Origin of the sequence: Chryseomicrobium imtechense (assembly GCF_041475995.1) — a bacterium.
GTDB lineage: Bacteria > Bacillota > Bacilli > Bacillales_A > Planococcaceae > Chryseomicrobium > Chryseomicrobium aureum.
The window spans coordinates 1-23,683 of sequence record NZ_JBGOBM010000020.1; the positions used below are offsets into that span (position 1 = coordinate 1).

Genomic DNA, 23,683 nt, shown 5'->3' on the forward strand with positions numbered 1-23,683 from the left:
GCCGGTCAAAATCAACTTCTGATTTTGACCGGCATTTTCTTTAATAAGAAACAACGTGTTCACTATTTGACGCTTACGTATAAAAAAGCAAAAAGACTGCAGATAAACTCATCAACTCTTGAGTTTATCTGCAGTCTGAAAGAGCAGCCCTAGAGCTGCTCTTTTTTCGTTGCTTCTTTTGGTACCAGTGCTTCCATATCGTCTCGAACAGTTTCCTTCGCTAATGGGACACCTGAGAAATAAGCGGCTTTTGCCATCATATGACCCCCAACTGGACCTGTGATGAATAAGAATACGATCCCCAAAATAATGCGTGGATTAAAGTTACCTTCTACAAGCCAAAAGTGTAGGAAGACTCCAATCAATATCGACATAACAGCTAGAGTAGCACTCTTAGAGGCTGCATGCGCACGACTATAAACATCTGGCAGACGAATTAAACCAATAGTGGTAACAACAATGAAAAATACCCCGATTGTGATAAAGAGAATGATTAGACTATTTATTAGCATCTCGATCATTTTCAATAATCACTCCCTTCTCCGTAAATTTAGAGAAGGCGATTGTTCCGATGTAAGCAATAATTGCTAACAATAAAATGACCTCTAAGAAAAATGGAGAGTCAAACAGAATTGAGAACAATCCTACTAGCGCAATCAATCCAACACCCATTGAATCAAGCGCAATTACTCGGTCAGGAGTCGAAGGACCTTTCATGAGTCGGTAAAGAAAACCAATTAGACTAACACTTATAGCTCCAACAGCAATCCATAGGAATATGTTCATTTATCGACTCACCTCCATAATTGCTTTTTCAAATGTATTACGAATTGAGTTGACAGCATTGTCCACATCTTCTAAGTCTAATGTGTGTACGTACAACTTCGTACGATCCTCTGAAATATTAATTACTACAGTCCCTGGTGTTAATGTAATCAACATCGAAAGCAGTGTAATTTCCCAGTCTTCTGTCAACTTTGTTTCAAGTTCAAAAATGGCAGGCTTTATATCCATCTTAGGTTTTAAAATCACACGAAGCACAGCGATGTTTGAAACAATTAATTCTTTTAAAAATAGTAACAACAACTTCGCGACAGCCACTACTCGTTCCATGTAAAAACGAGTAGAGAAGAAGCGTCGAAGCATAAACAACATGACGAGTCCCAAGATGTAACCAATGATGAATGTTGCTGCTGAAAATGAATTAGAGAGGAACATCCAAACGAATGCAATAAACACATTTAAAAGTATTTGAAAAGCCATCTAGTTGTTCCCTCCTAACACTGCGTTCACATAAAATGAAGGATCCATCAATTGACGACCTGCTTCTAAGAAGAAGGGTGTCAAGAACTCGATGAATACTCCGTAACCCATTACGAGAATAAATAATACAACTACTGGAGCCATGTATTGGCTATACGTTTTCTTAGGTGGTGCTGGGAATGGTTTTTCACTCCCCCAAAAAGCGTAGATGAAGATACGAATCGCAGATAACAATACGACCATTGTTGAAGCTGCAACTACAATCGACTGCCAAACAAATCCGCCTTCAAGACCCCCTTGGATAATCAATATCTTTCCTGCAAATCCACTGAGTGGTGGAATCCCTGCAAGAGCAAAAACAGCTACAAGATATGTCCAACCAAGCGCAGGGTAGTGATGAATCAGACCACCCATTTCTCGCAAGTTTGTCTTGCCAGTAATAAGAATCAGCACCCCAATCATGAGGAAGAGAAGAGCCTTCACTAACATATCATGGACAAGATAGAGCGTAGCGCCTGTTACGGCAGTGGTGTTAAACGCTGCAAAACCAAATAGGATGACACCTACTGCAATGACGATATTGTAGATGATGATCTTTTTGATATCCATATAAGCGAGCGCTCCTATGCTACCAAAAATAATGGTGGCGATCGCCAACATCATTAATATGTCATGTGTGAATGCAACATCTGTTGTAAAGATGAGCGTGTACACGCGAGCAATACTATAAATACCTACCTTAGTGAGTAATGCACCAAACAGTGCAAGAACAGGAAGAGGAGGTGCATAGTACGCACCAGGCAACCAGAAATAAAGCGGGAAGATACCAGCTTTGATGCCGAATACGACCAAGAACATGATAGCAATCGTAGAAATTACGCCCATGCTTCCGATTTCTCCAAGCTTTACTGATAAATCGGCCATATTTAATGTTCCAGCTACTGAATAGATGTATCCAATGGTAATGACAAATAGAGCGGCAGCCACTATGTTTACAATGATATATTTCATCGATTCGCGCAGTTGGATTCGTTTACCTCCAAGTGCAATTAACACATAAGAAGCCATCAAGAATACCTCAAAGAATACAAATAGGTTGAATATATCTCCTGTTGTAAATGCCCCGTTGATCCCAGATAACATAAAGAGAACAGCAGGGTAGAAGAAGAAGCGTTCTCGCTCTTCACCTAATGCATAGACAGAATACCACAGCACGACGAATGTGATGAGAGACGAAGAGGTGACTAAAAGTACACTCAACATATCTGAGACGAGTGAGATACCAAATGGAGCATCCCAGCTACCTAATGTTACAACTTGTATGCCATCTGTATATACTTTTGTAAGCAATACAACGGAAATAACCAATGTCAGTAGTGCACCGACAATTCCTCCGATGCGTTGAACGGTTAGGTTATTTCTAAATAGTAATAAAACAGTACCAATCAAAAGCGGGACGATGATTGGAAGAACGACTAAATTAATCAATTTCACCCCTGCCTTTCATATGGTCCATATTATCCGTTCCAATTTCTTGGTACGTACGGTAAGCAAGAACAAGTGCAAAAGCTGTTACACCAAATGCGATTACAATTGCAGTTAGTATCAAAGCTTGTGGGAGTGGATCTGCATAATCTGCAACGGTTACTCCTTCACCAACAACGGGAGGTTTGTTTCCTCCTAATCCACCCATTGTTAAAAGAAGAAGGTGAGTTCCATGACTCAATAAGCCTGTTCCGATGATAATGCGCAATAAACTTTTTGAAAGAATCAAATAGGTTGCTGCACTGAATAAGAATCCGGCTATTATCGCCATCATGATTTCCATCAGTTGTCGCCTCCCATCATTTCAATAATTGTAAGTGTTATTCCAACAACGACTAGGTATACCCCAATATCAAAAAATAGGGCAGTATGAATCGATGTCTCACCAAGTAAAGGAATATCAAAATAGTCGTACCAATGTGTGAAGAAAGGGACATTAAATACAATAGCTCCAGCTGCAGTTAAAACTGCAACAATCATACCAATAGCTGTCATGGCGAGATAATTGAAAGGAAGTACTTCCTTTACAGTTTTAAAATCATACGCAAGTAGAAGGAGTACAATCGCCGATGCCATCAGAAGGCCACCGACAAATCCTCCACCTGGCGTGTAGTGTCCTGCAAAGAAGATATGAATCGAGAACAGGAAGATAATGAAGAATGTGACGCGTGTGGTCGTCTGTAAAATTAAATCATTCGACTTCATTTGTAACTGCTCCCTTCTTTTTCTTTTGCAGGCGAAGCTTGATCATGCTGATGATTCCAATTGAAGCAATCATCAATACGCCAATTTCAAAGAGTGTATCAAAACCACGGTAATCCACTAGAATTACGTTTACAATATTTCCGCCACCTGCTTCTGTGTAAACAGTCTCTTTGTAAAACTCAGAGATTGAAGTCAGTTGACGTTGAGAGTAAGCACTAATTCCGATTAATGTAACAGTTAATCCCACGGCAACAGAAATCAAAAAGTTTCCAAATCGGAAGCGGTTGTCTTCTTTGCCTTTGTAATACTTATCTAACTTTGGTAAGTGATAAAACGCTGTTAAGAACAGGGCTACCGAAATTGTTTCGACCACTAACTGTGTTAATGCTAAATCGGGTGCTTTAAAGATGACGTAAAACAGGGCAACTGTGTACCCAACGCCACCAAGTGCGATAACAGCTGTTAGACGTGACCAAGTAATCAAGATCGCCATCACACTACCGATTAATATAATGGTTAACACAACTTCGAATAGACGAATAGGTGCAAGGTTATCAGTCGAAATGGCAAACCCACCTTGTGTGAACAGGGTAGTGATACCGAGAATAGCCATCCCAGCAAACATATAAACTAAATAATCACGAATAGAACCTGTCATAAAGCGGTCAGATAGAGCGCGGTTCCAGTTGAGCGAACCATCCATTAACGTGTCATAGCCACGGTTCAATGTGAACTTCTCAGGCCATTTTGAGTAGATCGGCTGCCACTTCGGCAAGAGTTTATAAAGTAGGAATCCAACGAGAACAACACCTACAGTTAACCATAACGCAGGAGCATCCCAGCCGTGCCATGCTTTAATATAGAATTCAATATCAGCAGCTGAGGCATACGTTGTTGATTGAATGGCTGCCGTTGCTGGTTTCACAAGCCAGTCGCCAATTACATTTGGGACAAAGAATACAAGTACAACCAATGACGCTAAGAACACAGGGGAGATAAGCATGCCAATCGGTGCCTCATGTGGCACTTTAGGCAATTGCTCTTCTTTTCGTGTCCCCATAAATGTATACCAAACAAAATAGATACTATAGATAAACGTAAACACGCTCGCCACCCAAGCTACAATTGGGACTGAGTAAGCGATGGTCATCATAGTTATATCCGCGCTAATGAGACTAAGAACAGCCTCTAAAAACATTTCCTTACTTAAAAATCCGTTAAACGGTGGAAGACCTGCCATCGATAAACTCCCGATCATCGCTACGGTAAATGTGACCGGCATCAAGCTCATTAATCCTCCGAGCTTGCGGATATCGCGTGTGCCCGTCTCATGATCGACAATCCCTGCTACCATGAACAGACTTCCTTTGAATGTCGCGTGATTGAACAAGTGGAAAATAGCAGCGAAAGTCGCAAACGTAAAGGTCTCCACAGCACTTCCTGTAACCAGATATGCAAATCCACCTAGCCCTAACAGGGACATAATGAGTCCTAATTGACTAACTGTAGAAAATGCCAAGATCCCTTTTAAATCGGTTTGTTTTACAGCAAAGAAGGAGCCCCAGAACAGGGTCAATAGACCGATTCCGGTGACAAGCCATACCCAAACTTCAGAAAAAGCGAAAATTGGTGTGAAGCGAGCCACTAAATAAAGACCGGCTTTAACCATTGTTGCAGAGTGGAGGTAGGCACTGACTGGTGTTGGTGCTTCCATTGCATCTGGCAACCAGATATAGAATGGGAATTGAGCCGACTTTGTAAAGGCTCCTAACAGTACCAACACAATCGCTACTGTAAAGAGCGGTGAGTCGACCAATGTACTTGCTTGCGCGACTGTTTCACGAATAGAATACGTTCCTGTCATCACATATAAAAGCAGGAACCCAACGAGCATCATAAGACCACCGCTTACTGTGATCATCATCGATTTCAATGCTCCAAAACGAGAAGCATCTCGCTTGTACCAATAAGCGATAAGTAGGAATGATGATATCGAAGTCAACTCCCAAAAGAAGTAGAGAGCGATTGTGTGATCAAATTGAACGACACCAAGCATGGCGCTCATGAACATTAATAGATAAACATAGAAGTTTCCAAGCTTCTCTTTTGTTTTGTCCAAGTAGAAAATGGAATACAAGACGACGAGCGAGCCGATTCCTGTAATTAACAGGGAGAACAAAAGGCTTAAGCCATCGATATGAATATCAAAATTAAAGTCGAGTGAAGGCACCCACGAAACGCTAGCGAGCTGCGCTTCTCCTTGTTGAATCGGAGATAAAAAACGCAGATAAAATAAAAACAGCAGGACCGGTGCAACGAGTACAAACCAGCCAGTATGTATAGACTTGATCGTTTTATATGCAAACGGTATAAATACGGCAAAAAGTATTGGAAGTATGATTGCCATAAAAAGTATCATAAAGAGTCCCCTTTCTTAGTTGAAGTGAGTGCACACTAGAGTAAAGTATACCTTAAAAATAGGACAAATGCACTTGTGACAACCCTAGAGCTGATAGGCTTTGATGAGTAATATATGAAGAAAACGAAAAAAATCCAATAAAAAAACCGGTTCTTCAACCGGTTTTACGTAGCTTTCATATGCAATTCTTCTTCAAGCAGCACTTCTTCAAAATCTTGCTGAGGTGATTTGCGTACATACGTTAAGACAATGAGTGCAACTACGAACAATCCTCCTGTTACAACGAATACTGTTGAGATACCGACCCAACCAGCTACAAAGCCACCAAAAATCGGACCGATAATATTCCCGAGGAATCGTGCACTCGTGTTATACCCCATTAATTCACCTTGCACTTCAACCGGTGCTTCGCGACGAATGATAGCTGTCGTGATCGGAACGAGACCACCAGCTGCAATACCGAATAAGAAGCGAAGAACAACTAGTTGCCAAAGTGACGTCACAAAAGCTTGCGGAATAATGAAGAGAACGCTGAGGGCTAATAATAAAACGAGAATTTTCTCATACCCGTAGCTATCTCCAAATTTTCCCCATGCTCTAGTAAACATCAAGTTACCAACACCTGCAGCACTGAAAGCGAGTCCTGCTAAGAAAGCCAGGTTTGCGGCGTTTGTTAATTCTCCTACATAAAGCGATAGGAGGGGTTGGACACTGAATAACCCAATCTGAATTAGAGCAGTAATGACAAGGACATTCCAGATCAAGCGGTGATGAAGAATACCAGCGATCACAGTTTTACGAGAATACTGATGTGCATTTTTCTTTTTCACAACCTTGTCTTCTCGAATAAAGAATAAGACGATGACAGCAGATAATGAAACTGCAACTGCCGCAATGATAAAGGTATAAGAAAAGCCAAAAGCATCCGCAAGTAGGCCGCCGAGTATAGGACCAAACAAAGTACCTGCTACACTCCCCATTTGCAAAGTACCTAGAGTCTTCCCTGCAATTTCTTTAGGAGTAGAGGCACTGATGAAAGCCAAAGAAGTTGGAATGAATCCTGTTACTACACCCATAAACAGTCGTAACACAAAAAAAGCCTCAACCGATTGGACGAATCCCATCAACAGGACTGATAACGCAATACCAAATCCATTTAACACAAGGATTGGTTTATATCCATATTTATCTGCGATGCGTCCCCAAATAGGAGACATTAAAAATGCTGTGATAAATGTGGCACCAAAAACTAGTCCCGACCATTTTTGAACATATGCATCTGAAAAATCACCAAATGTATCGATATATAGGGCCAAAAAAGGCATAATCATAGTCATTGTGCTGGCAACTAAAAAATTTGTGCCCCACATGATTTGAAAGTTTTTCTTTGAGTGCATGGTATCCCTTCTTTCTTGCAATGCATCTCATAGTTCTAGTATAAAACATTTCGTGAGGCGAAGAAAGGGAAATGCTCAATTCTTTTGCCCTTTCCTTAACTTGTGTTAAAATGAGGACGATTAAACCGACAAAGAAAGAAGATGACGTAGTGTTTGAACTATTGTTTCTCTATCTCTATTTTCCTGAAGATAAGACTGAATATATACCAGTCGTGCTGCAACTAGTGGGTGTATTGATTTTAGCCGCATTAGTGATTCGTTGGTTGTTGAAACGTTCTGCGATTGAAGCCGAGCAAGCACGGCAATTAGAAGAACGATTGAAAGCAGAAAAAGAGCAGGAGCAGTCGAATTAGACTGTCCTGCTCTTTTTTATGAAATGTTTAGAGAAATTCCAGAATCCACTCCGCGTTCCATGGGAGCACTCCCGAACCTCCTCTTGGTTACCCAAAGCTAGCGCTTTGCTCCCCTCTGCGGGGTTTCGGAAGCACTCTGATCCATCGGAAGTCTACGTGGATTCTAAAATTTCTTATCTATTTAACAGTATTTACGGCTTTAATAAACCGTTCCACGCCATCTTTCACGGTTTCAAATGGACACGCCACATTCATTCGTAGGAATCCATCCCCTTCAGGACCATACTTAGTACCTGGCTCAAGTGCAAGTTTTCCTTCATGCAATAGCGCATGCATCATATCTTTTTCAGTTATCCCGAGTTTTCGGTAATCAATCCATAGAAGATAGGTAGCTTCCGGCATTGGAACTAATACGCCAGGGACTTCTTCATGTAGGCGATCTGCAACATAGTTCATATTGTGCTGCAATTGTCCAAGCAATTCGTCCACCCACGCTTCCCCGTGTTCATAAGCAGCACGCATAGCAGTTGTACCAAGCACGGTCATCCCCATATGAGCAGCATTCATAGCGGACTCTTTCAACTTTGCTCGTTTAGTCGCATCTGTCACGATCATATAGGCTGCTTGCAACCCTGCTAAGTTAAACGTTTTTGTCGGAGCCATACACGTAATGATGTGATCTGTGGACTCGGCGACGGATAAAGCCGTGGTATGTTTGTGTGGTGCAAACACTAAATCCGCATGAATTTCATCTGAAATAAGAAGTACATTGTGTTTCGCGCACAGATCTGCAATTCTTTTCACGTCTTCGCGTGACCACACTTTTCCACCGGGATTGTGCGGATTACAGAAAATAAAAGCAGAGATTGAATCGGCCAAAGCTGCTTCAAACTTGTCGAAGTCAATTGAATACTCTCCACTAGACTCTGTAAGGCTAAACGTTACAACTTCACGTTTTAGATTTGCAGGCGTATTACGGAAAGGAGGATAAACGGGTCCGTGGACTAAAACACGGTCTCCTGGCTCTGTAAATGTTTCAATTGCGAGTGACATAGATGGGATTACACCAGACTCATAGAGGAGCCAATCTTTTTCAATCGTCGTCCCATGTCGTTTTGCAACCCAATCAATGACGGATTGTGATGCGGTATCTCCAGGAAAAGAATAGCCAAACACACCCCCTCGAATTCTTTCCACGAGTGCATCCTCGATAAAAGCAGGGAGAGCAAAATCCATATCAGCCACCCACATAGGTAAAATTTCTTCTCCGTGTTTCACAGAATAGACCTCATTCAACCAATCCCACTTGATGGAATCTGTGTTCCGACGTGTATGTACAGTTTGAAAATCATACATTAGGCAATTCTCCTTCCAATTTAAATGTTCTATGCTATTATATAGCAGACTACTATAGAAAATAAGGTGAAACTATGCATCAAATTGAAATGAATAAGCAAGCTGTGCGCGTTCTTGAAGACTGGGACCCTTTCCAATTAGGGTCGGGCAACTATGCAGCAGAAGCGGCAGATGTTGTCGCATTTCTTCAAGGAGCGGATCATCCATCCGATGTTGCACACCATATTCAACTTGTGTACGAGCATTCATTTGAACAATGGATTCCTCTTGAGAAATGTATGGAAGTCTCCTACAAATTGATTGCTTTAAAACTCGCCGTCACATGCACACTTTAACAAAAATCCCTGTGGAAATTATCCACAGGGATTTCTTATAGAGAAGAAAGTCCGTCTTGCAAATTCGACGCAGGAACTTCCAAAGCGTTTGAAAGCTTTAAAAGTGTTTGCGTAGAAGGGACTTCCTCGCCAGTTTCGTATGCTTGCAGTTTGGCAACGCCAATTCGTACTTTTAAGGATAGGTCTTCAAGTGACATATTGCGTTCTTCACGTAGTCGCTTTAGTTGACTGGCTAAATCTACAGACATGATCACTACACCCTTTCTACTTATATATATGTTATAGTACCATATTTCCATTTACGAATTAATCAGAAAACGTGACGAAACTCGTACAATTGTCACTCGAATGCCTCAATGATTTGTTGAATCAAAATCACAGCAATAAGAAGCGGTGCTAAATACCGCACAGTCGCATGCCAGATCGAATAAAGGACTGGACTCATGTTTAGTTCTTCCTGGGACGCTTGTATACTCATCGCATATCCAACAAACAACGAGATGAACAGAGCCCCAAGCGGTAAACCAAAATTATTCACAATGTAGTCCGCGTTATCAAAGAACGTTCGACCTGCAAGCGTAAAGTCCGATAATACACCGAACGATAACGCACTCGGTATTCCAAATACAAAAATAAAAATACCCATCAAAATGGCAGCACGACGGCGTCTATCGTATTTCTTTTTAATGGCAATGGACACCGTAATTTCTAACATGCTGATAGATGACGTTAACGTCGCGAAGAGCAATAGAACGAAAAACAGCAACATGAACAGGGAACCGAATGCTATCTCACCAAACACAGCCGGTAAGATGATGAACACAAGACCAGGACCTTCATCCGGTGAATAGCCTAATGCAAATACTGCTGGGAAAATCACAAGTCCAGCTAGAAGTGAGATAAAGATATTCATGCCGGCTACACTACTCGCAGACTGCGGCAAGTTGGTCTCTTTCGACAAATAAGAAGCATACGTAATCATGCCAGAAACACCAACACTCAGTGAGAAGAATGCTTGGCCTAGTGCCATTAAAGCTGTCTCCCACGTTACGGCACTCCAATCTGGAACGAGCAGGAAGCGAACGCCTTCCATTGCTCCGTCAAGAGACAGGGAACGAATAGCTAGTAAGATGAAGAAAATGAAAAGAGCCGGCATCATCCATTTGCTAGCGCGCTCAATTCCTCCTTTAATTCCACCTGAAACAATCAAAATCGTGAGTACCATAAAAATGGCCTGTGCAAAGATGGCTTGCCACGGGTTTGCAATCATCGATGTAAAAGTTGCTTCATAGTCAATGGTCGCTGTCGTCACTAGTTGTTTGATCGATATCCAGAGGTACGTCAAAATCCATCCACCAACAACGGAGTAGAACGACAAAATTACAAACGAGAATACAAAGCCAGCGCGACCAATCCAAGCCCATGCTTTCGTGTTACTCAATCGTTGAAAACTTGTGACAGCATCTGCTTGGCCGCGTCGTCCAATCACAAACTCTGCTAATAAAATAGGTAAGCCGATAATCAATGTTGCCAAAATAAATAACAGCACAAATGCGCCACCGCCATTTGTGCCGGCCATATACGGGAACTTCCATATGGCTCCTAAGCCAATTGCTGAACCGGCAGCTGCCAGAATAAATCCAATTTTTGAACCAAACGAATCGCGTTTCATAAAAAACCTACTTTCAAAACTAATTGCCTTATTGTATATGAAATCAACTGAAAAACAAAGTGAAAAAAGTTTACCGGAATTTGTAACTTCTTTCGGTCAACTTCCGTACCATTACTAGCAAGGGGGGAACAAGGTGACTGTCAAACTTATCGAAGCAGCCCAACAAGGAGATCTTTCTGCATATGAAGAGCTCATCTATACATACAGAGGGACTGTCGAACGGTTCGCTTACCAGTGCGGAGCCGACTACGACGATGTTCCAGACATCTCGCAAGAAGTATTCATTCGACTCTATCGATTTCTTCATCAATTCCAACGAGATCGTTTCACGACGTGGCTGTATAAAGTCACACTGAATACGACGCGTGACCACTATCGCAAAGAGACGCAAGAGACGAGAAAAGAAAAGCGTCTACACGAAAAAGGTGTTTTACCAGGTCAGACTTCGGAAGATACTTTCTTGCAATCGGAAGCAGACCGAGAATTGCATCTTCAAATTCAGAAACTGGATGAAAAATATCGCGTACCACTTGTGCTTTTTTATTTTCAGGAGCGCTCTTATTCAGAAATCGCGACAATTTTAAGTTTGACGTTAGGCACGGTTAAAATCCGCATTCATAGAGCCAAAGATATATTGCGCACGGCTTTTGAAGAACAGGAGGCGAAGCTTAGTGGAAACTAATCAATTTGAAGAACGAATGAAGCGGCTTAAAAAAGGCTACGAAGAGATGGAAGAGAGAACGGATACAAAGAAAGTCATTTCTGCTTTAACAAATAAAGAACCTGAGCGATCAAAACGTCCGAAGAAAAACTGGATCGTTCCACTCATCAGTGTTGCGGCCATTTTTACACTATTCCTGTTCGCAATGAGTTTGGTCAATCCACCGACGAATTCTGCTTCAGAAGAGGAAGAAAGAGAAGAGGTCTCAGAGAGTGGGCTTGATTTTGTTTACATCTCTCAAGAAATCGACCGTCAGTACGCAGAAATTCGTGAAGAAGCGCGTTTGAAGATGGGACTTGAAGATCAAGAGTTTAGTCAGATTCAGGCGGTTGTGAATGCAGATCAAAGTCGAAACTTTTATATGTCAAGTGAGGCTATTGAGTACCATAAAGAAAATGGTTTTAACGAGAAGCAAATGATTAATTCCGCTATTGTCGATTTGAAAAGATCATTTGAAACTCCAAATGAGTTTTTAAAGCGAGAATCAGCCGACAGTAAAAATGTAAAAGCATTTATCAGTAACTCAGACTATATTTTATACAGTTATATGTGGAAGCTGTTGGAATTTGAAAAAGTCAACTCTGGAACTGTTTTAGCAGATCTTCAAATTCCAGAAGAAGATATGAAATTATTCGAAGAGATTTTGCATCCTAAAGTTTTTCCGTTAGCAGAGTTCTATTCTTATGGGAAGCTCACAGAAGCTGGCGAGATGATTTTTCCAAACGATAAAACGGCTGAGACTTTAATTCGAGTAGAAGAGAGTATTAGTGAAGAGGATATTGCAATAAATGATCAATCTAGCCGTTTAGCAAATTTATTATTCTTAACTTTAAAAGGAACGCTCAGTGAAAGCTTAGAAAATCATAAAGCAGAATTGTTCGAGGATGGGTCTATTAAGTTAGAAGTTAAAAAACAGTGGGAGATACTAGCTGCTCAACCAAATACAACAGTTTTACATGTTGTATTTTCGCCTATTGTCAAAGAAATGCATGAGAGCGGGTGGACTTCGTCTAAAACTTGGGAGGCTTTCACCTATGCAGACGCGCAAAAGTTTGTATTAGAAATGGACCGTGCCAAGTACGAAACTGCTCAATTCATCGGGGAACCGGTTGTTGTAGATGCTGAATTTGAGCAGAAGATTCACAGCTATTTTAAGGAGTTCGCATTAGTTCTAGACGCGGATAAGTATAAATCATTATCGCCTGAAGAGATTGTAGGTCTCTATTATTACTATCAGCACATGGATGAAAAAGAATTGCGACATGAGATGTATGTTTCAGGGGACAAGTATATGCTAGTTTCATTAGAGGAGTATCAAAACTGGCCATCCGAACAGATTTCCAATCTGTCTTCATTCATGAAAACACTCACGTTTGTCGATAGAGGTACAAACGAGTTCGGTGAACATACAGGCCTTGTAGAAATCGAATTAACGGAAGATGCCATGAATAGTTATTACACACCAATGCTCACATTCCAATTGATCAAAACCGAAGACGGCTGGAAAATTCCATTCATGCCTACACAATAATGTTCAGAATAATGAATAAGTCTTCATTTTATGCTATACTGAAGGTGGCCGTAGAGGCGATTTCTTTAAAACTAGAATGGAGCAATCCTTATGAAAAATTACAAAGTGGGAGATGTTGTAACGGGTATTGTCACAGGTATTCAACCATACGGGGCTTTTATTAGTCTGTCAGATGACACACAAGGGCTTATCCACATTTCTGAAATTACGTACGGATATGTCCGCGATATCAATGACTTTTTACAAGTCGGGCAAGCCGTGAAAGTAAAGGTACTTGAGATTGATAAGAAAGAAAGCAAGATTAGCTTATCGCTACGTGCGCTGCAAGATCGGCCGTTTTATCACAAACGTGATGAAAAGGGGCGGATTCCCTTGCAGGAACGAATCGATGAGCAAGATGCAGGCGGATTCGACACATTGAAAAGCAAGCTAGATGGCTGGATCCGTAAATCGCTCAAGTAAAAAATAAGAAAAGGGAGTTTCTCGTAATTTGAGAAACTCCCTTTTGTGTTGAATGAAAAAGGTTCCTGTCAATATTCACCTCTTCATATCAGTAAATCCCTCCACCCAGGTCACCATTTCCTGGGAGGGTTTCCCCGAGCCTCCCCACGTAAGATGAAAGAAGAGCACTTTCATCTTCGTTGCCGGGTCTCGGGAAAACCCTGATGGCCCGGGAAATGGCGACCTGGCCTCCGAGATTTGTTGCCACTAAAAAGTCATCCGGTGTAAATCCGATGAATACTTAGTAAACATCAACAGGTAATCAAGTGCCATTTCTATTCGGTGCCTGTCACCCTATAAGTCTTCACCTTAAAATCCCTTTGCACTCGCCCGCCGTCCTCGATTGTGATTGTTAGATTGCTAAGTCAGGCCTTGCGTTAGCACAGCCTGTCAGTACTGATGTTTTTTGAAGCACACCGGTCACCTTCGAGGAAGTTGTAGAGGCGAAGCCGTATCGAAGTCGATGTAAGGAACAACTTCCTGGTAAGAAGCACTTGAACTAGCCAGATTCAGCTGGAGATGATTGCGCAAGAGCAAACTAAGAAGACTCGCGCTGGGGCCGCTCGATTCGAGCGGCCCCAGTCCTTTTCGTTCTTAATTTGACCTTAAAAGCAAACATCGTAAGATGATTCTAGATTTTTAAAGTACATTCTGGTGTGCAGTCAGTCCACTTCACATCTAATTGTAATCGAGTTGCGCCTCCTAGAAATCCCGCAAGAAGCCATCGCGGCCTATGAAGCAAAGAGCGCTTCACAGTCCACGCTGTCTTCTCGCACAATTTCTGAACAGTCGGCTCCACATCTAATTCCGTGCATTCCGCAACTTCCGCAACCTGTACTGCAGATTCTGCCTGCTCATCCCAAGCGCCTCCGCTGCTTTCGTAATATTCCCTTCAAACTTCTCTACCGCTTTCTGCAGATAATACGTCTCCGCTTCCCGTAAATACTGATCAAGTGGCATTAAGTCTTTTTCGGATGTCAGCAGAAAATCTGAAGCGGTTACTTGTGATTTGTCTTGAACCGCTAACTTATAGCGAAACTGCACAGGTAGCAGGTCCTCTGTAAGCGTGGATTCCATCGTAAGCATAGTAGACGTTTCATCTAACAATAACTCAAGCTCTTTTAAATTCCCTGGCCAATCATAGCTCAGCAATAACTCTTGTACCTTACTATCAAACGTGACCTTGCTTTGCCCGTGGCGATCTTCTAAACGGCGTAGGTAATCTTCCACAAATGGCACGATATCTTCTTTTCGTTCTCGGAGTGGGGGAACGGTAATGGTCATACTTGCAAAATAGTAGTACAGGTCGCGACTCAGTGATCGACTGGCAACCAAATCAATCGGATCACTTCCTACACTTGCTATAAAGAGGTTATGTTTTCCGGTTGAAGTTTGTAGAATGTGAAGCAACTCTTTTTGCAACTCGAGTGAGAGTAAGTCGATTCGCTCACAAAAAATAGTAGAATTCGATACATTTTTCAATTCTTCCCGGAATTTATTGACGAGCAGAGGGTCAGAACTATGACAGAACAGACTGATGAACTGATCATTCGAAGGCGTCAACTGGTGATGAATGCCTTCTGCAATCAAATCTTTCCCTGTGCCTGCCTCTCCAATCAATAACAGAGGCATCCGCACTTGAGCAGCACTTTTTGCTTTCGAAATCACGAGGCGCATTGTGTCGGACACGGCGGTTAAAGAACTTAAGGTAATGGGCTCATTGTACCGGCGAAGTGGTTGATAGACGAGTCGCTCAAGAGCTGTAATATCGCGAGCAAACTCAATTGCACCAATGAGTTGTCCTTGTTCAAAAATGGGATACGTATCATTGATCGTCGTGATTTCTCGTCCCTTGTTATTCCAGTACGTCTGCTTTACACGATTAACCGGCTTTCCTGTTGATAATACATGTAATAACGTACTCTCTTCTTTTTCAAACTGGAATACTTCAAGTATCGACCGGTCTTCTACATCGGTAGAATGAAGTCCTTCAATTTTTCGCATTTGATCATTATAGAGAACCGTTTTGCCATTTTTATCTATTGCATGGACACCCACTCCAACTTGGTCGATGGCAAATCGGTAAAAAGGCCCTAAATATTGGGAATTTTCATTCATGATGGTCACTTCCTAAAAAAATTTGAGGAAAATACAATATATCACTTGAAAAACGCAACAATCTTTTGCATTATTATATATGTAAATGAAAACGAAGTGCAAATAATTTTTGCACTATACTAAATAAGGGAGGATGTTTCTCACATGATTCCATACAAACACGAAGCATTCACAGATTTCTCATTAGAAGAAAACAAACGCAAAATCAAGGAAGGTATTCAAACTGTCGAAGGCTATATGGGTGAAGAGTATCCATTAATCGTTGGCGGAGAGCGTATCACAACTGAAGATAAAATTGTTTCTTACAACCCAGCGAACAAAACTGAAGTTGTAGGTAGCGTTTCAAAAGCAACACGTGACATCGCTGAAAAAGCTATGAATATTGCAGACGAAACATTTAAAACGTGGAGCAAAGTAAAACCTGAAACACGTGCTGATGTACTTTTCAAAGCAGCAGCAATCATGCGTCGTCGTAAATTCGAATTCTCTGGCCTTCTTGCGAAAGAAGCAGGGAAGACTTGGGTAGAGGCAGACGTAGAAGCGGCAGAAGCAATTGACTTCTTAGAGTACTATGGTCGTCAAATGTTGAAGTTAAAAGAAGGGTACCCAGTAGAATCACGTCCAGGTGAGTACAACCAGTTCAACTACATTCCACTAGGTGTAGCAGTTGTTATCTCTCCATGGAACTTCCCATTTGCAATCATGGCAGGTACAGCAGTAGCAGCAATGGTAGCAGGAAACACAGTTCTATTGAAGCCAGCTTCAACAACTCCAATTGTTTCTTACAAATTCGTTGAAGTACTTGAGCAAGCAGGTATGCCAGCAGGCGTTGTCAACTTCATCCCAGGTTCTGGCGCTGAGATCGGTGACTACCTAGTAGAACACCCACGTACTCGTCTAATCAGTTTCACAGGTTCACGTGACGTTGGTCTTGGAATTGTTGAAAAATCAGCAAAACTTTCTCCAGGTCAAATTTGGATCAAACGCACAATCCTTGAGATGGGCGGAAAAGATACAATCGTAGTAGATAAAGAAGCAGATCTAGAATTAGCTGCAACATCTATCGTGAAATCTGCTTTTGGTTTCAGCGGTCAAAAATGTTCAGCATGTTCACGTGCAGTCATCGTAGAAGACGTATACGATCAAGTCGTAGCACGCGTGAAAGAATTAACAGACGAGTTAACTGTAGGTGTTCCAGATAACGATGAGCACTTCATGGGTCCTGTTATCGATGCTTCTGCATTCAAGAAAATCATGGAATACATTGAAATCGGTAAAGGGGAAGGCGAATTGTTAACAGGTGGTACTGGTGATGATTCACAAGGGTTCTTCATCCAACCAACTGTATTCAAAGACGTAGATCCACAAGCGCGTATCATGCAAGAAGAAATCTTCGGACCAGTTCTTGCAATCACTTCTGCAAAAGATTTCGATCACGCATTAGAAATTGCGAACAATACAGAGTATGGATTAACTGGAGCGGTTATCTCAACAAACCGTATGAATATCGAAAAAGCACGCGAAGAGTTCCACGTTGGAAACCTTTACTTCAACCGTGGCTGTACAGGTGCAATCGTTGGATACCAACCATTCGGTGGATTTAACATGTCAGGTACAGATTCAAAAGCGGGTGGACCGGATTACATCCAGTTACACATGCAGGCAAAAACAACTTCAGAAATGCTGTAATCTCGTCAAGAGGGCAGGCCATCACCTTGGTGCGTCTGCCTTTTTGTACATAGATAAGGAGGAAGAATAGATGTCAAAAACAACTGCTGTAATCGAACAAACAGAAAAATTTGGTGCAAATAACTACCATCCACTACCAATCGTCATCTCAGAAGCGCAAGGGGTATGGGTTACAGATCCAGAAGGAAACAAATTCATGGATATGTTGTCGGCGTATTCTGCTGTAAACCAAGGACACCGTCACCCACGTATCATTCAAGCATTAAAAGACCAAGCGGACCGTGTGACATTAACATCTCGCGCATTCCACAATGACCAACTTGGCCCATGGTACGAGTTAATTACTAAATTATCACGTAAAGAAATGGCACTTCCAATGAACACAGGAGCAGAAGCTGTAGAAACAGCATTTAAAGCAGCACGTCGTTGGGCATATGATGTCAAAGGTGTTGCTGAAGATCAAGCTGAAATCATCGCGTGCGAAGGAAACTTCCATGGCCGTACGATGACAGCTGTATCGTTATCTTCTGACCCAGAGTACAAGCGTGGATTCGGCCCGATGTTACCGGGTATAAAACTGATTCCTTACGGCGATCTTGAGGCATTAAAAGCTGCGATTACACCAAACACTGCTGCTTTCATGATGGAGCCCATTCAAGGTGAAGCAGGTATCGTAATTCCACCAGCTGGATTTATGAAAGCTGCAAAAGAGCTTTGCGAAGAAAACAACGTGTTGTTCATTTCAGATGAAATTCAAGCAGGTCTTGCTCGAACTGGTCGTATGTTTGCTTCTGAGTGGGAAGGCGTTCATCCAGACATGTATATCTTAGGAAAAGCACTTGGCGGCGGAGTATTCCCAATCTCATGTGTTGTTGCAGACCGCGACGTACTTGGCGTATTTAACCCAGGTTCACACGGTTCTACATTCGGTGGGAACCCACTTGCTTGTGCCGTTTCGATTGCTTCATTAGAAGTACTTGTGGACGAAGATCTAGCGAAGCGTTCAGAAGATCTAGGAAACTACTTCAAAGAAGAACTTCAAAAATTGGATCACGCTTCTATTAAAGAAGTACGTGGCCGTGGATTATTTATCGGTCTTGAACTAAACGAAGCCGCACGTCCATACTGTGAGCAGTTAAAAGAGCTTGGTTTGTTGTGTAAAGAGACGCATGACACAGTTATTCGTTTTGCTCCACCTCTTGTCATCACAAAAGAAGAATTAGACTGGGCATTAGAGCGCATAAAAAAAGTTTTTGCATAACAAATTCCAATTGACTATGGTACAATGAATCTGAATTCTACTATTACTACTAAAGAGGCGAATTGATAAAATGGCTGAAAATTTAAACCTGTTTACATCGACACAGGCAGTTGTTCAAGAAGCATTACACAAACTAGGCTACGATGAAGCAATGTATGAATTGTTAAAAGAACCGTTACGTATGCTTGAAGTACGTATCCCAGTCCGTATGGATGACAACACTGTCAAAGTATTTACTGGATACCGCGCACAGCACAATGATGCGGTCGGACCAACAAAAGGTGGAGTGCGTTTCCACCCTGGCGTAACAGATGAAGAAGTGAAAGCCCTTTCCATGTGGATGACCCTAAAATGTGGCATCGTCGATCTACCTTATGGTGGAGGGAAAGGTGGAGTAACATGTGATCCACGTGAAATGTCAATGGGCGAGTTAGAGCGTCTAAGCCGTGGATACGTTCGTGCTGTGAGTCAAATTGTTGGACCAACAAAGGACATTCCAGCTCCAGATGTGTTTACAAATGCACAAATCATGGCATGGATGATGGATGAGTACAGCCGAATCGATGAATTCAACTCACCAGGATTTATCACAGGTAAACCTTTGGTGTTAGGGGGATCTCAAGGACGTGACCGTGCAACTGCACAAGGGGTAACGATTTGTATTAATGAAGCAGCTAAAAAAGTTGGCATTGATATGACGGGAGCACGTGTTGTTATTCAAGGCTTTGGTAATGCTGGAAGCTTCTTAGCGAAGTTCTTGAGCGATCAAGGTGCTAAAGTAATCGGTATTTCAGATGCATATGGTGCCCTTCACGATCCGAACGGACTTGACATTGATTACTTGTTAGATCGTCGTGACTCTTTCGGAACAGTAACGACTTTGTTTGAAAATACAATTTCAAACCAAGACTTACTCGAGTTAGATTGTGACATTCTTGTACCGGCAGCAATCGAAAATCAAATCACATCGGATAATGCACATAACATCAAAGCTACAATCGTAGTGGAAGCAGCGAACGGACCGACGACTGCTGAAGCGACAAAAATCCTTCATGAGCGTGGCATCTTGCTAGTTCCAGACGTACTTGCATCTGCAGGTGGCGTAACGGTATCGTACTTCGAGTGGGTACAGAATAACCAAGGGTACTACTGGACTGAAGAAGAAGTGAGCGAAAAGCTTCACAAAAAGATGGTGGATGCATTTGAAAACATCTATAACGTTGCATCGACACGGAACATCAACATGCGTTTAGCGGCTTATATGGTCGGTGTACGCAGAACTGCAGAAGCGTCACGCTTCCGTGGTTGGGTTTAATCACACCAAGCTCCCCTGTATGGGGGGCTTTTTTGATGCCTTCTATTAGACGTAAAGGACAAGAAGAGGTAGGATAAGAATGATAAAAGAAAGGAGCGGTTTGATGAATGCTTTTAGTTTTTACAATCCGGTAAAATTAATTTTTGGAAAAGGGCAACTCGCTTCACTACAACAAGAGCTCGCACCTTTCGGTAAGAAAATTTTGGTCGTTTATGGTGGCGGTAGCATTAAAAAGAATGGTTTATACGATAAAGTGATGGCGGAATTATCTGCTGGAGGTTTTGAAGTATTTGAATTATCCGGAGTCGAGCCGAACCCACGTCTTTCGACTGCGAAAAAAGGAATTGAAATCTGTAAGGAAAATGATATCGATGCAGTCCTTGCAGTTGGTGGTGGATCTGTAATCGATTGCTCTAAGTTGATTATCGCAGGCGCAAAATATGACGGGGATGCATGGGACTTTGTTACGCGTAAAGCGCAACCTAAAGAGGCTTTACCACTTGGAACAGTTTTGACTTTAGCAGCGACTGGTTCGGAGATGAATGCAGGCTCTGTTATAACAAATGAAGAGACAGAAGAGAAGTACGGATGGGGAAGTCCATTCAGTTTTCCGAAATTCTCAATTTTAGATCCTGAACACACATTTACAGTTCCTGCTGATCAAACTGTCTATGGTGTAGTTGATATGATGTCACATATGTTTGAACAGTATTACAACAATGGTACGAACACACCTGTTCAAGATGAAATGATTGAGGGCGTTTTGCGTGCTGTAATCGAAACAGCTCCAAAACTAATGGAAGACTTAACGAACTATGAACACCGTGAGACGATCTTGTTTGCAGGGACGTTAGGATTAAATAACTTCTTGCAGATGGGCTATAACGGAGACTGGGCTAGTCACAACATCGAGCACGCGGTATCTGCTATCTATGACATTCCGCATGCTGGAGGTCTCGCAATCATCTTCCCAGAATGGATGCGTCATAACGTCGAGGTAAATCCTGCACGTTTTGCACGAATGGCTGTTAAAGTATTTGGTGTGAATCCGGAAGGGAAGTCTGATGAAGAGGTTGCTCATGAAGGAATTGACCGTCTCGTCGAGTTCTGGACGTCTATTGGTGCACCGCAGAAATTAAGTGATTACGAAATCGGAGACGAGCGTATCGAAGACATGGTTGATAAGACGCTAGTTTACGGTCCATTTGGCAACTTTAAGAAATTGCAAGCTGAGGATGTTCGAAGTATTTTAAAAGCGGCACTTTAAATGAACGCAAAATAAAAATCAGGATCTTCTCTTCTAAGTGAGAGAGGAACCTGATTTTTTTTAGGCTTAGTTCTTTACATCGTGAGTTTTTAACGTAGTTGGTGGTTCTTTATGGTGTTTCCAAGACTTTACACCGTCGTCTTCATCGAACGAGATGACAACATCTGTTACACCAGGTTGACTTAGAATCTGCTTTGATAATTCATCTTGAATATCATCAATCTTATCAAATATTAAAGTATGATCAATCTCAACCAAAGTTTCAACGTGGAGATATTCTCCTTCCTTTACGACTTCTAAAGTTTTGATGTCTTTAATTTTGGGGTTATCTGAAATCAAGTAAGCAATATGATTTAACATTTGTTCATCTGTTTCTCCAATGACACCTCTAGCATTTTCTAAAAATACTTTCCCGACTACATAAAACATCATAAGACCAATGATGATAGAAACGGTGCCTTCGATTGCAAGAAAATCTGTATAGTACGCGATAATTACGGCAATCGCTGCTAGAAGGTTTCCTGCAGTGGCGACCAAATCTTCCATAAAGACTAATTTCGTTGCGGGTTTTGCTCGATTCAAGTGAGTAAAACTTTTTGTCAGAGGTGCTAAAAATCCGCCTTTGACATGCGCTTCATGTAATACTTCTTTCCCGGCTTTATAGAGCACAAATATTTCTAAAAGGAAGGCGATTAATAAAACGATAAGGACAATTGTGATTCCACCAGATTCAGTAGGGTGAAGAATATGATGCCACCCTTCTTTAATCGTTTCATACGCTAGAATTCCAACAATGATAATTGCGCCAAGAACAACTAAGTTTACAAGACGTCCAAAACCATTAGGGAATCGAGGTGTAGGTGCTTTCTTCGATAAGGCAGAACCTATAAAAACAAAAAAACTGATTGGCAGCATCTCCAAAAGAGTGCATCATTTCGGCAAACATTGCTACATTACCGGTAAGTAAAAATGCGCCACCTTTCATAAATGCAATAAACGTATTCACAACAGCCGCCATTAAAGAAGGTTTATTTCCTCCTTTAAGCAATCCAACAAATCCACTCATTCCATTTCCTCCTAATCAATTGCTTCAATTTCTATTGCGATAATATAGGATTGCCTTTTTAATAGATGATAAAACTCATTTGGCTTCACTTTATTGATCATTGAGATACGGAGATGCAGCTGATGCTGTGGCATTAATTCCATTGAATGATCTTTTATTTGGATGCTTTGTATTTTCCCTCCTTGTTGTTGAATATACTCAATTGCTGGATCAATATGTTTTGAATCGGATAGCCACAGGTGAAGAGACATATCTCGCATCCGTAATCTTTGCGGACCAAGCCGTGTCAATAGGGGAGGAATAAGTTCGACTCCGACTAAAACAATAAACACGCTAGCAGCCGCTTCAATATAAAATCCTGCACCAACTGCTATACCTATTCCGCCAGCTCCCCATATCATTGCAGCAGTTGTAAGCCCGGTTATACTATCATTTCCTTTTCGCAATATAACTCCCGCACCAAGAAATCCGATACCACTCACAATTTGAGCAGCCAAACGAAGGGGATCCATTGTGATATTGATATCATCTCGCCCCTCAGCAATGTACGCGGCTTCAATAGAGATATAGGTGAGCAAGCAACTAAAGGTTGCGATTACAATAGAAGTCTTCAATCCGACTGGCTTCTTTTTGAGTTCTCGTTCGAGTCCTATAATTAAACTCAGGAAGGCAGCTAAACTTAACTTGATTAGTACTTCAACATGATCGAAGAGTATTTCCATATGCATCCTCCTTTTTTTCATTCTCTCATATATATATGAAGGGAAAAAGGTGGATTAAAAAATAGTTTCTCCTTTTTTAAAATAGTACTTGCTATTTAAAAGTACACACGGTATATTATTACTTGTCCTTAAAAAATATCAGCTGAGCTGATAAATTATTTTAAAAAAGTGTTTGACACTGAATAGGGCAGCGAGTTATACTAAGTGAGTCGCCAAAATGAGTGACACACAAAATGAACATTGAAAACTGAACATGCAAGACGTCAAGATAGAGCGTCACCACCTCGACCCCCGTTGGGTGTGCGTGACGCAAACACGAACCAAGTCACATCCTTCAACGGGTTGTGATGGACGTTCAAAAATTAAGTCAGCAACAAAATGAGCTTACATTAAGTTCTCTTTTATGGAGAGTTTGATCCTGGCTCAGGACGAACGCTGGCGGCGTGC

At 41.7% G+C, this 23,683-nt stretch carries 22 protein-coding genes and 1 pseudogene; 9 read left to right on the forward strand and 14 right to left on the reverse strand.

Annotated elements, in window-relative coordinates:
* Positions 1–149 precede the first annotated feature (149 nt).
* From mnhG to AB5N96_RS13030, 8 genes are all read right to left on the reverse strand, one after another.
* The gene (gene mnhG / locus AB5N96_RS12995; protein ID WP_204591850.1) at positions 150–518 is read right to left on the reverse strand and encodes a monovalent cation/H(+) antiporter subunit G; all 369 of its coding nucleotides are present in this window, start codon (positions 516–518) and stop codon (positions 150–152) included.
* Positions 499–786, reverse strand: coding sequence for a Na(+)/H(+) antiporter subunit F1 (locus tag AB5N96_RS13000; RefSeq protein ID WP_499705720.1), 288 nt, complete (start codon positions 784–786; stop codon positions 499–501). The genes mnhG and AB5N96_RS13000 overlap by 20 nt, the downstream gene beginning before the upstream one ends.
* Entirely contained in the window at positions 787–1,263 is a 477-nt protein-coding gene (locus AB5N96_RS13005; RefSeq protein ID WP_499705721.1) for a Na+/H+ antiporter subunit E, read from the reverse strand.
* Positions 1,264–2,751: a Na+/H+ antiporter subunit D gene (locus AB5N96_RS13010; protein ID WP_499705722.1), complete on the reverse strand. Its 1,488-nt coding sequence runs from the start codon at positions 2,749–2,751 to the stop codon at positions 1,264–1,266.
* Complete coding sequence (locus AB5N96_RS13015; RefSeq protein ID WP_204591833.1) at positions 2,744–3,091, reverse strand: Na(+)/H(+) antiporter subunit C; 348 nt, start codon at positions 3,089–3,091, stop codon at positions 2,744–2,746. The genes AB5N96_RS13010 and AB5N96_RS13015 overlap by 8 nt, the downstream gene beginning before the upstream one ends.
* On the reverse strand, positions 3,091–3,513 hold the full coding sequence (locus AB5N96_RS13020; protein WP_204591831.1) for a Na(+)/H(+) antiporter subunit B: 423 nt from the start codon (positions 3,511–3,513) through the stop codon (positions 3,091–3,093). Before AB5N96_RS13020 ends, AB5N96_RS13015 begins: the two co-directional genes overlap by 1 nt.
* On the reverse strand, positions 3,500–5,932 hold the full coding sequence (locus AB5N96_RS13025) for a Na+/H+ antiporter subunit A (RefSeq protein ID WP_499705723.1): 2,433 nt from the start codon (positions 5,930–5,932) through the stop codon (positions 3,500–3,502). Before AB5N96_RS13025 ends, AB5N96_RS13020 begins: the two co-directional genes overlap by 14 nt.
* Before the next feature lie 164 nt (positions 5,933–6,096).
* Positions 6,097–7,329, reverse strand: coding sequence for an MFS transporter (locus AB5N96_RS13030; protein WP_204591827.1), 1,233 nt, complete (start codon positions 7,327–7,329; stop codon positions 6,097–6,099).
* A 110-nt stretch (positions 7,330–7,439) separates the two neighbouring features.
* Here AB5N96_RS13030 and AB5N96_RS13035 point away from each other — a divergent pair, with 110 nt between their 5' ends.
* Positions 7,440–7,682 carry a hypothetical protein gene (locus AB5N96_RS13035; protein WP_204591824.1) on the forward strand — a complete coding sequence of 81 codons (243 nt, stop codon included), beginning with the start codon at positions 7,440–7,442 and terminating at the stop codon, positions 7,680–7,682.
* A 177-nt stretch (positions 7,683–7,859) separates the two neighbouring features.
* Here AB5N96_RS13035 and AB5N96_RS13040 read toward each other — a convergent pair whose 3' ends face one another.
* Positions 7,860–9,038: a MalY/PatB family protein gene (locus AB5N96_RS13040; protein WP_499705724.1), complete on the reverse strand. Its 1,179-nt coding sequence runs from the start codon at positions 9,036–9,038 to the stop codon at positions 7,860–7,862.
* A 74-nt stretch (positions 9,039–9,112) separates the two neighbouring features.
* Here AB5N96_RS13040 and AB5N96_RS13045 point away from each other — a divergent pair, with 74 nt between their 5' ends.
* Positions 9,113–9,373: a DUF1871 family protein gene (locus AB5N96_RS13045; protein ID WP_204591820.1), complete on the forward strand. Its 261-nt coding sequence runs from the start codon at positions 9,113–9,115 to the stop codon at positions 9,371–9,373.
* Positions 9,374–9,408: 35 nt separating this feature from the next.
* On the opposite strand, the gene AB5N96_RS13050 is transcribed toward AB5N96_RS13045, so the two are convergent.
* Positions 9,409–9,621, reverse strand: coding sequence for a helix-turn-helix transcriptional regulator (locus AB5N96_RS13050; protein WP_204591818.1), 213 nt, complete (start codon positions 9,619–9,621; stop codon positions 9,409–9,411).
* Positions 9,622–9,713: 92 nt separating this feature from the next.
* Positions 9,714–11,045: a sodium-dependent transporter gene (locus AB5N96_RS13055; RefSeq protein WP_499705725.1), complete on the reverse strand. Its 1,332-nt coding sequence runs from the start codon at positions 11,043–11,045 to the stop codon at positions 9,714–9,716.
* Between the two features lie 133 nt (positions 11,046–11,178).
* Between AB5N96_RS13055 and AB5N96_RS13060 the strand changes: the two genes are divergently transcribed.
* The 3 genes from AB5N96_RS13060 to yugI all read left to right on the forward strand — a co-directional run bounded on the left by AB5N96_RS13060 (position 11,179) and on the right by yugI (position 13,759).
* Complete coding sequence (locus tag AB5N96_RS13060) at positions 11,179–11,727, forward strand: RNA polymerase sigma factor (RefSeq protein ID WP_499705726.1); 549 nt, start codon at positions 11,179–11,181, stop codon at positions 11,725–11,727.
* Entirely contained in the window at positions 11,717–13,297 is a 1,581-nt protein-coding gene (locus tag AB5N96_RS13065; RefSeq protein WP_499705727.1) for a hypothetical protein, read from the forward strand. Before AB5N96_RS13060 ends, AB5N96_RS13065 begins: the two co-directional genes overlap by 11 nt.
* Positions 13,298–13,387: 90 nt before the next feature.
* The gene (gene yugI, locus AB5N96_RS13070; protein ID WP_499705728.1) at positions 13,388–13,759 is read left to right on the forward strand and encodes a S1 domain-containing post-transcriptional regulator GSP13; all 372 of its coding nucleotides are present in this window, start codon (positions 13,388–13,390) and stop codon (positions 13,757–13,759) included.
* 840 nt (positions 13,760–14,599) lie between these two features.
* Here the strand turns inward: yugI and AB5N96_RS13075 are convergent.
* The gene (locus AB5N96_RS13075) at positions 14,600–15,916 is read right to left on the reverse strand and encodes an AAA-type ATPase lid domain-containing protein (RefSeq protein WP_499705729.1); all 1,317 of its coding nucleotides are present in this window, start codon (positions 15,914–15,916) and stop codon (positions 14,600–14,602) included.
* Positions 15,917–16,060: 144 nt separating this feature from the next.
* On the opposite strand from AB5N96_RS13075, the gene pruA reads away from it, so the two are divergent.
* The 4 genes from pruA to AB5N96_RS13095 all read left to right on the forward strand — a co-directional run bounded on the left by pruA (position 16,061) and on the right by AB5N96_RS13095 (position 21,448).
* On the forward strand, positions 16,061–17,605 hold the full coding sequence (pruA, locus tag AB5N96_RS13080; RefSeq protein ID WP_499705730.1) for an L-glutamate gamma-semialdehyde dehydrogenase: 1,545 nt from the start codon (positions 16,061–16,063) through the stop codon (positions 17,603–17,605).
* A gap of 70 nt (positions 17,606–17,675) precedes the next feature.
* Positions 17,676–18,866, forward strand: coding sequence for an ornithine--oxo-acid transaminase (locus AB5N96_RS13085; protein ID WP_499705731.1), 1,191 nt, complete (start codon positions 17,676–17,678; stop codon positions 18,864–18,866).
* 70 nt (positions 18,867–18,936) lie between these two features.
* Complete coding sequence (locus AB5N96_RS13090) at positions 18,937–20,181, forward strand: Glu/Leu/Phe/Val family dehydrogenase (RefSeq protein WP_392454155.1); 1,245 nt, start codon at positions 18,937–18,939, stop codon at positions 20,179–20,181.
* A 103-nt stretch (positions 20,182–20,284) separates the two neighbouring features.
* Positions 20,285–21,448 carry an iron-containing alcohol dehydrogenase gene (locus tag AB5N96_RS13095; protein WP_499705732.1) on the forward strand — a complete coding sequence of 388 codons (1,164 nt, stop codon included), beginning with the start codon at positions 20,285–20,287 and terminating at the stop codon, positions 21,446–21,448.
* A gap of 66 nt (positions 21,449–21,514) precedes the next feature.
* On the opposite strand, the pseudogene AB5N96_RS13100 reads toward AB5N96_RS13095, so the two are convergent.
* Together AB5N96_RS13100 and AB5N96_RS13105 are read right to left on the reverse strand one after the other, a co-directional pair.
* Positions 21,515–22,514: pseudogene (locus tag AB5N96_RS13100) on the reverse strand (cation diffusion facilitator family transporter).
* Between the two features lie 11 nt (positions 22,515–22,525).
* The gene (locus AB5N96_RS13105) at positions 22,526–23,236 is read right to left on the reverse strand and encodes an MgtC/SapB family protein (RefSeq protein WP_204591799.1); all 711 of its coding nucleotides are present in this window, start codon (positions 23,234–23,236) and stop codon (positions 22,526–22,528) included.
* Between the last annotated feature and the right edge of the window lie 447 nt (positions 23,237–23,683).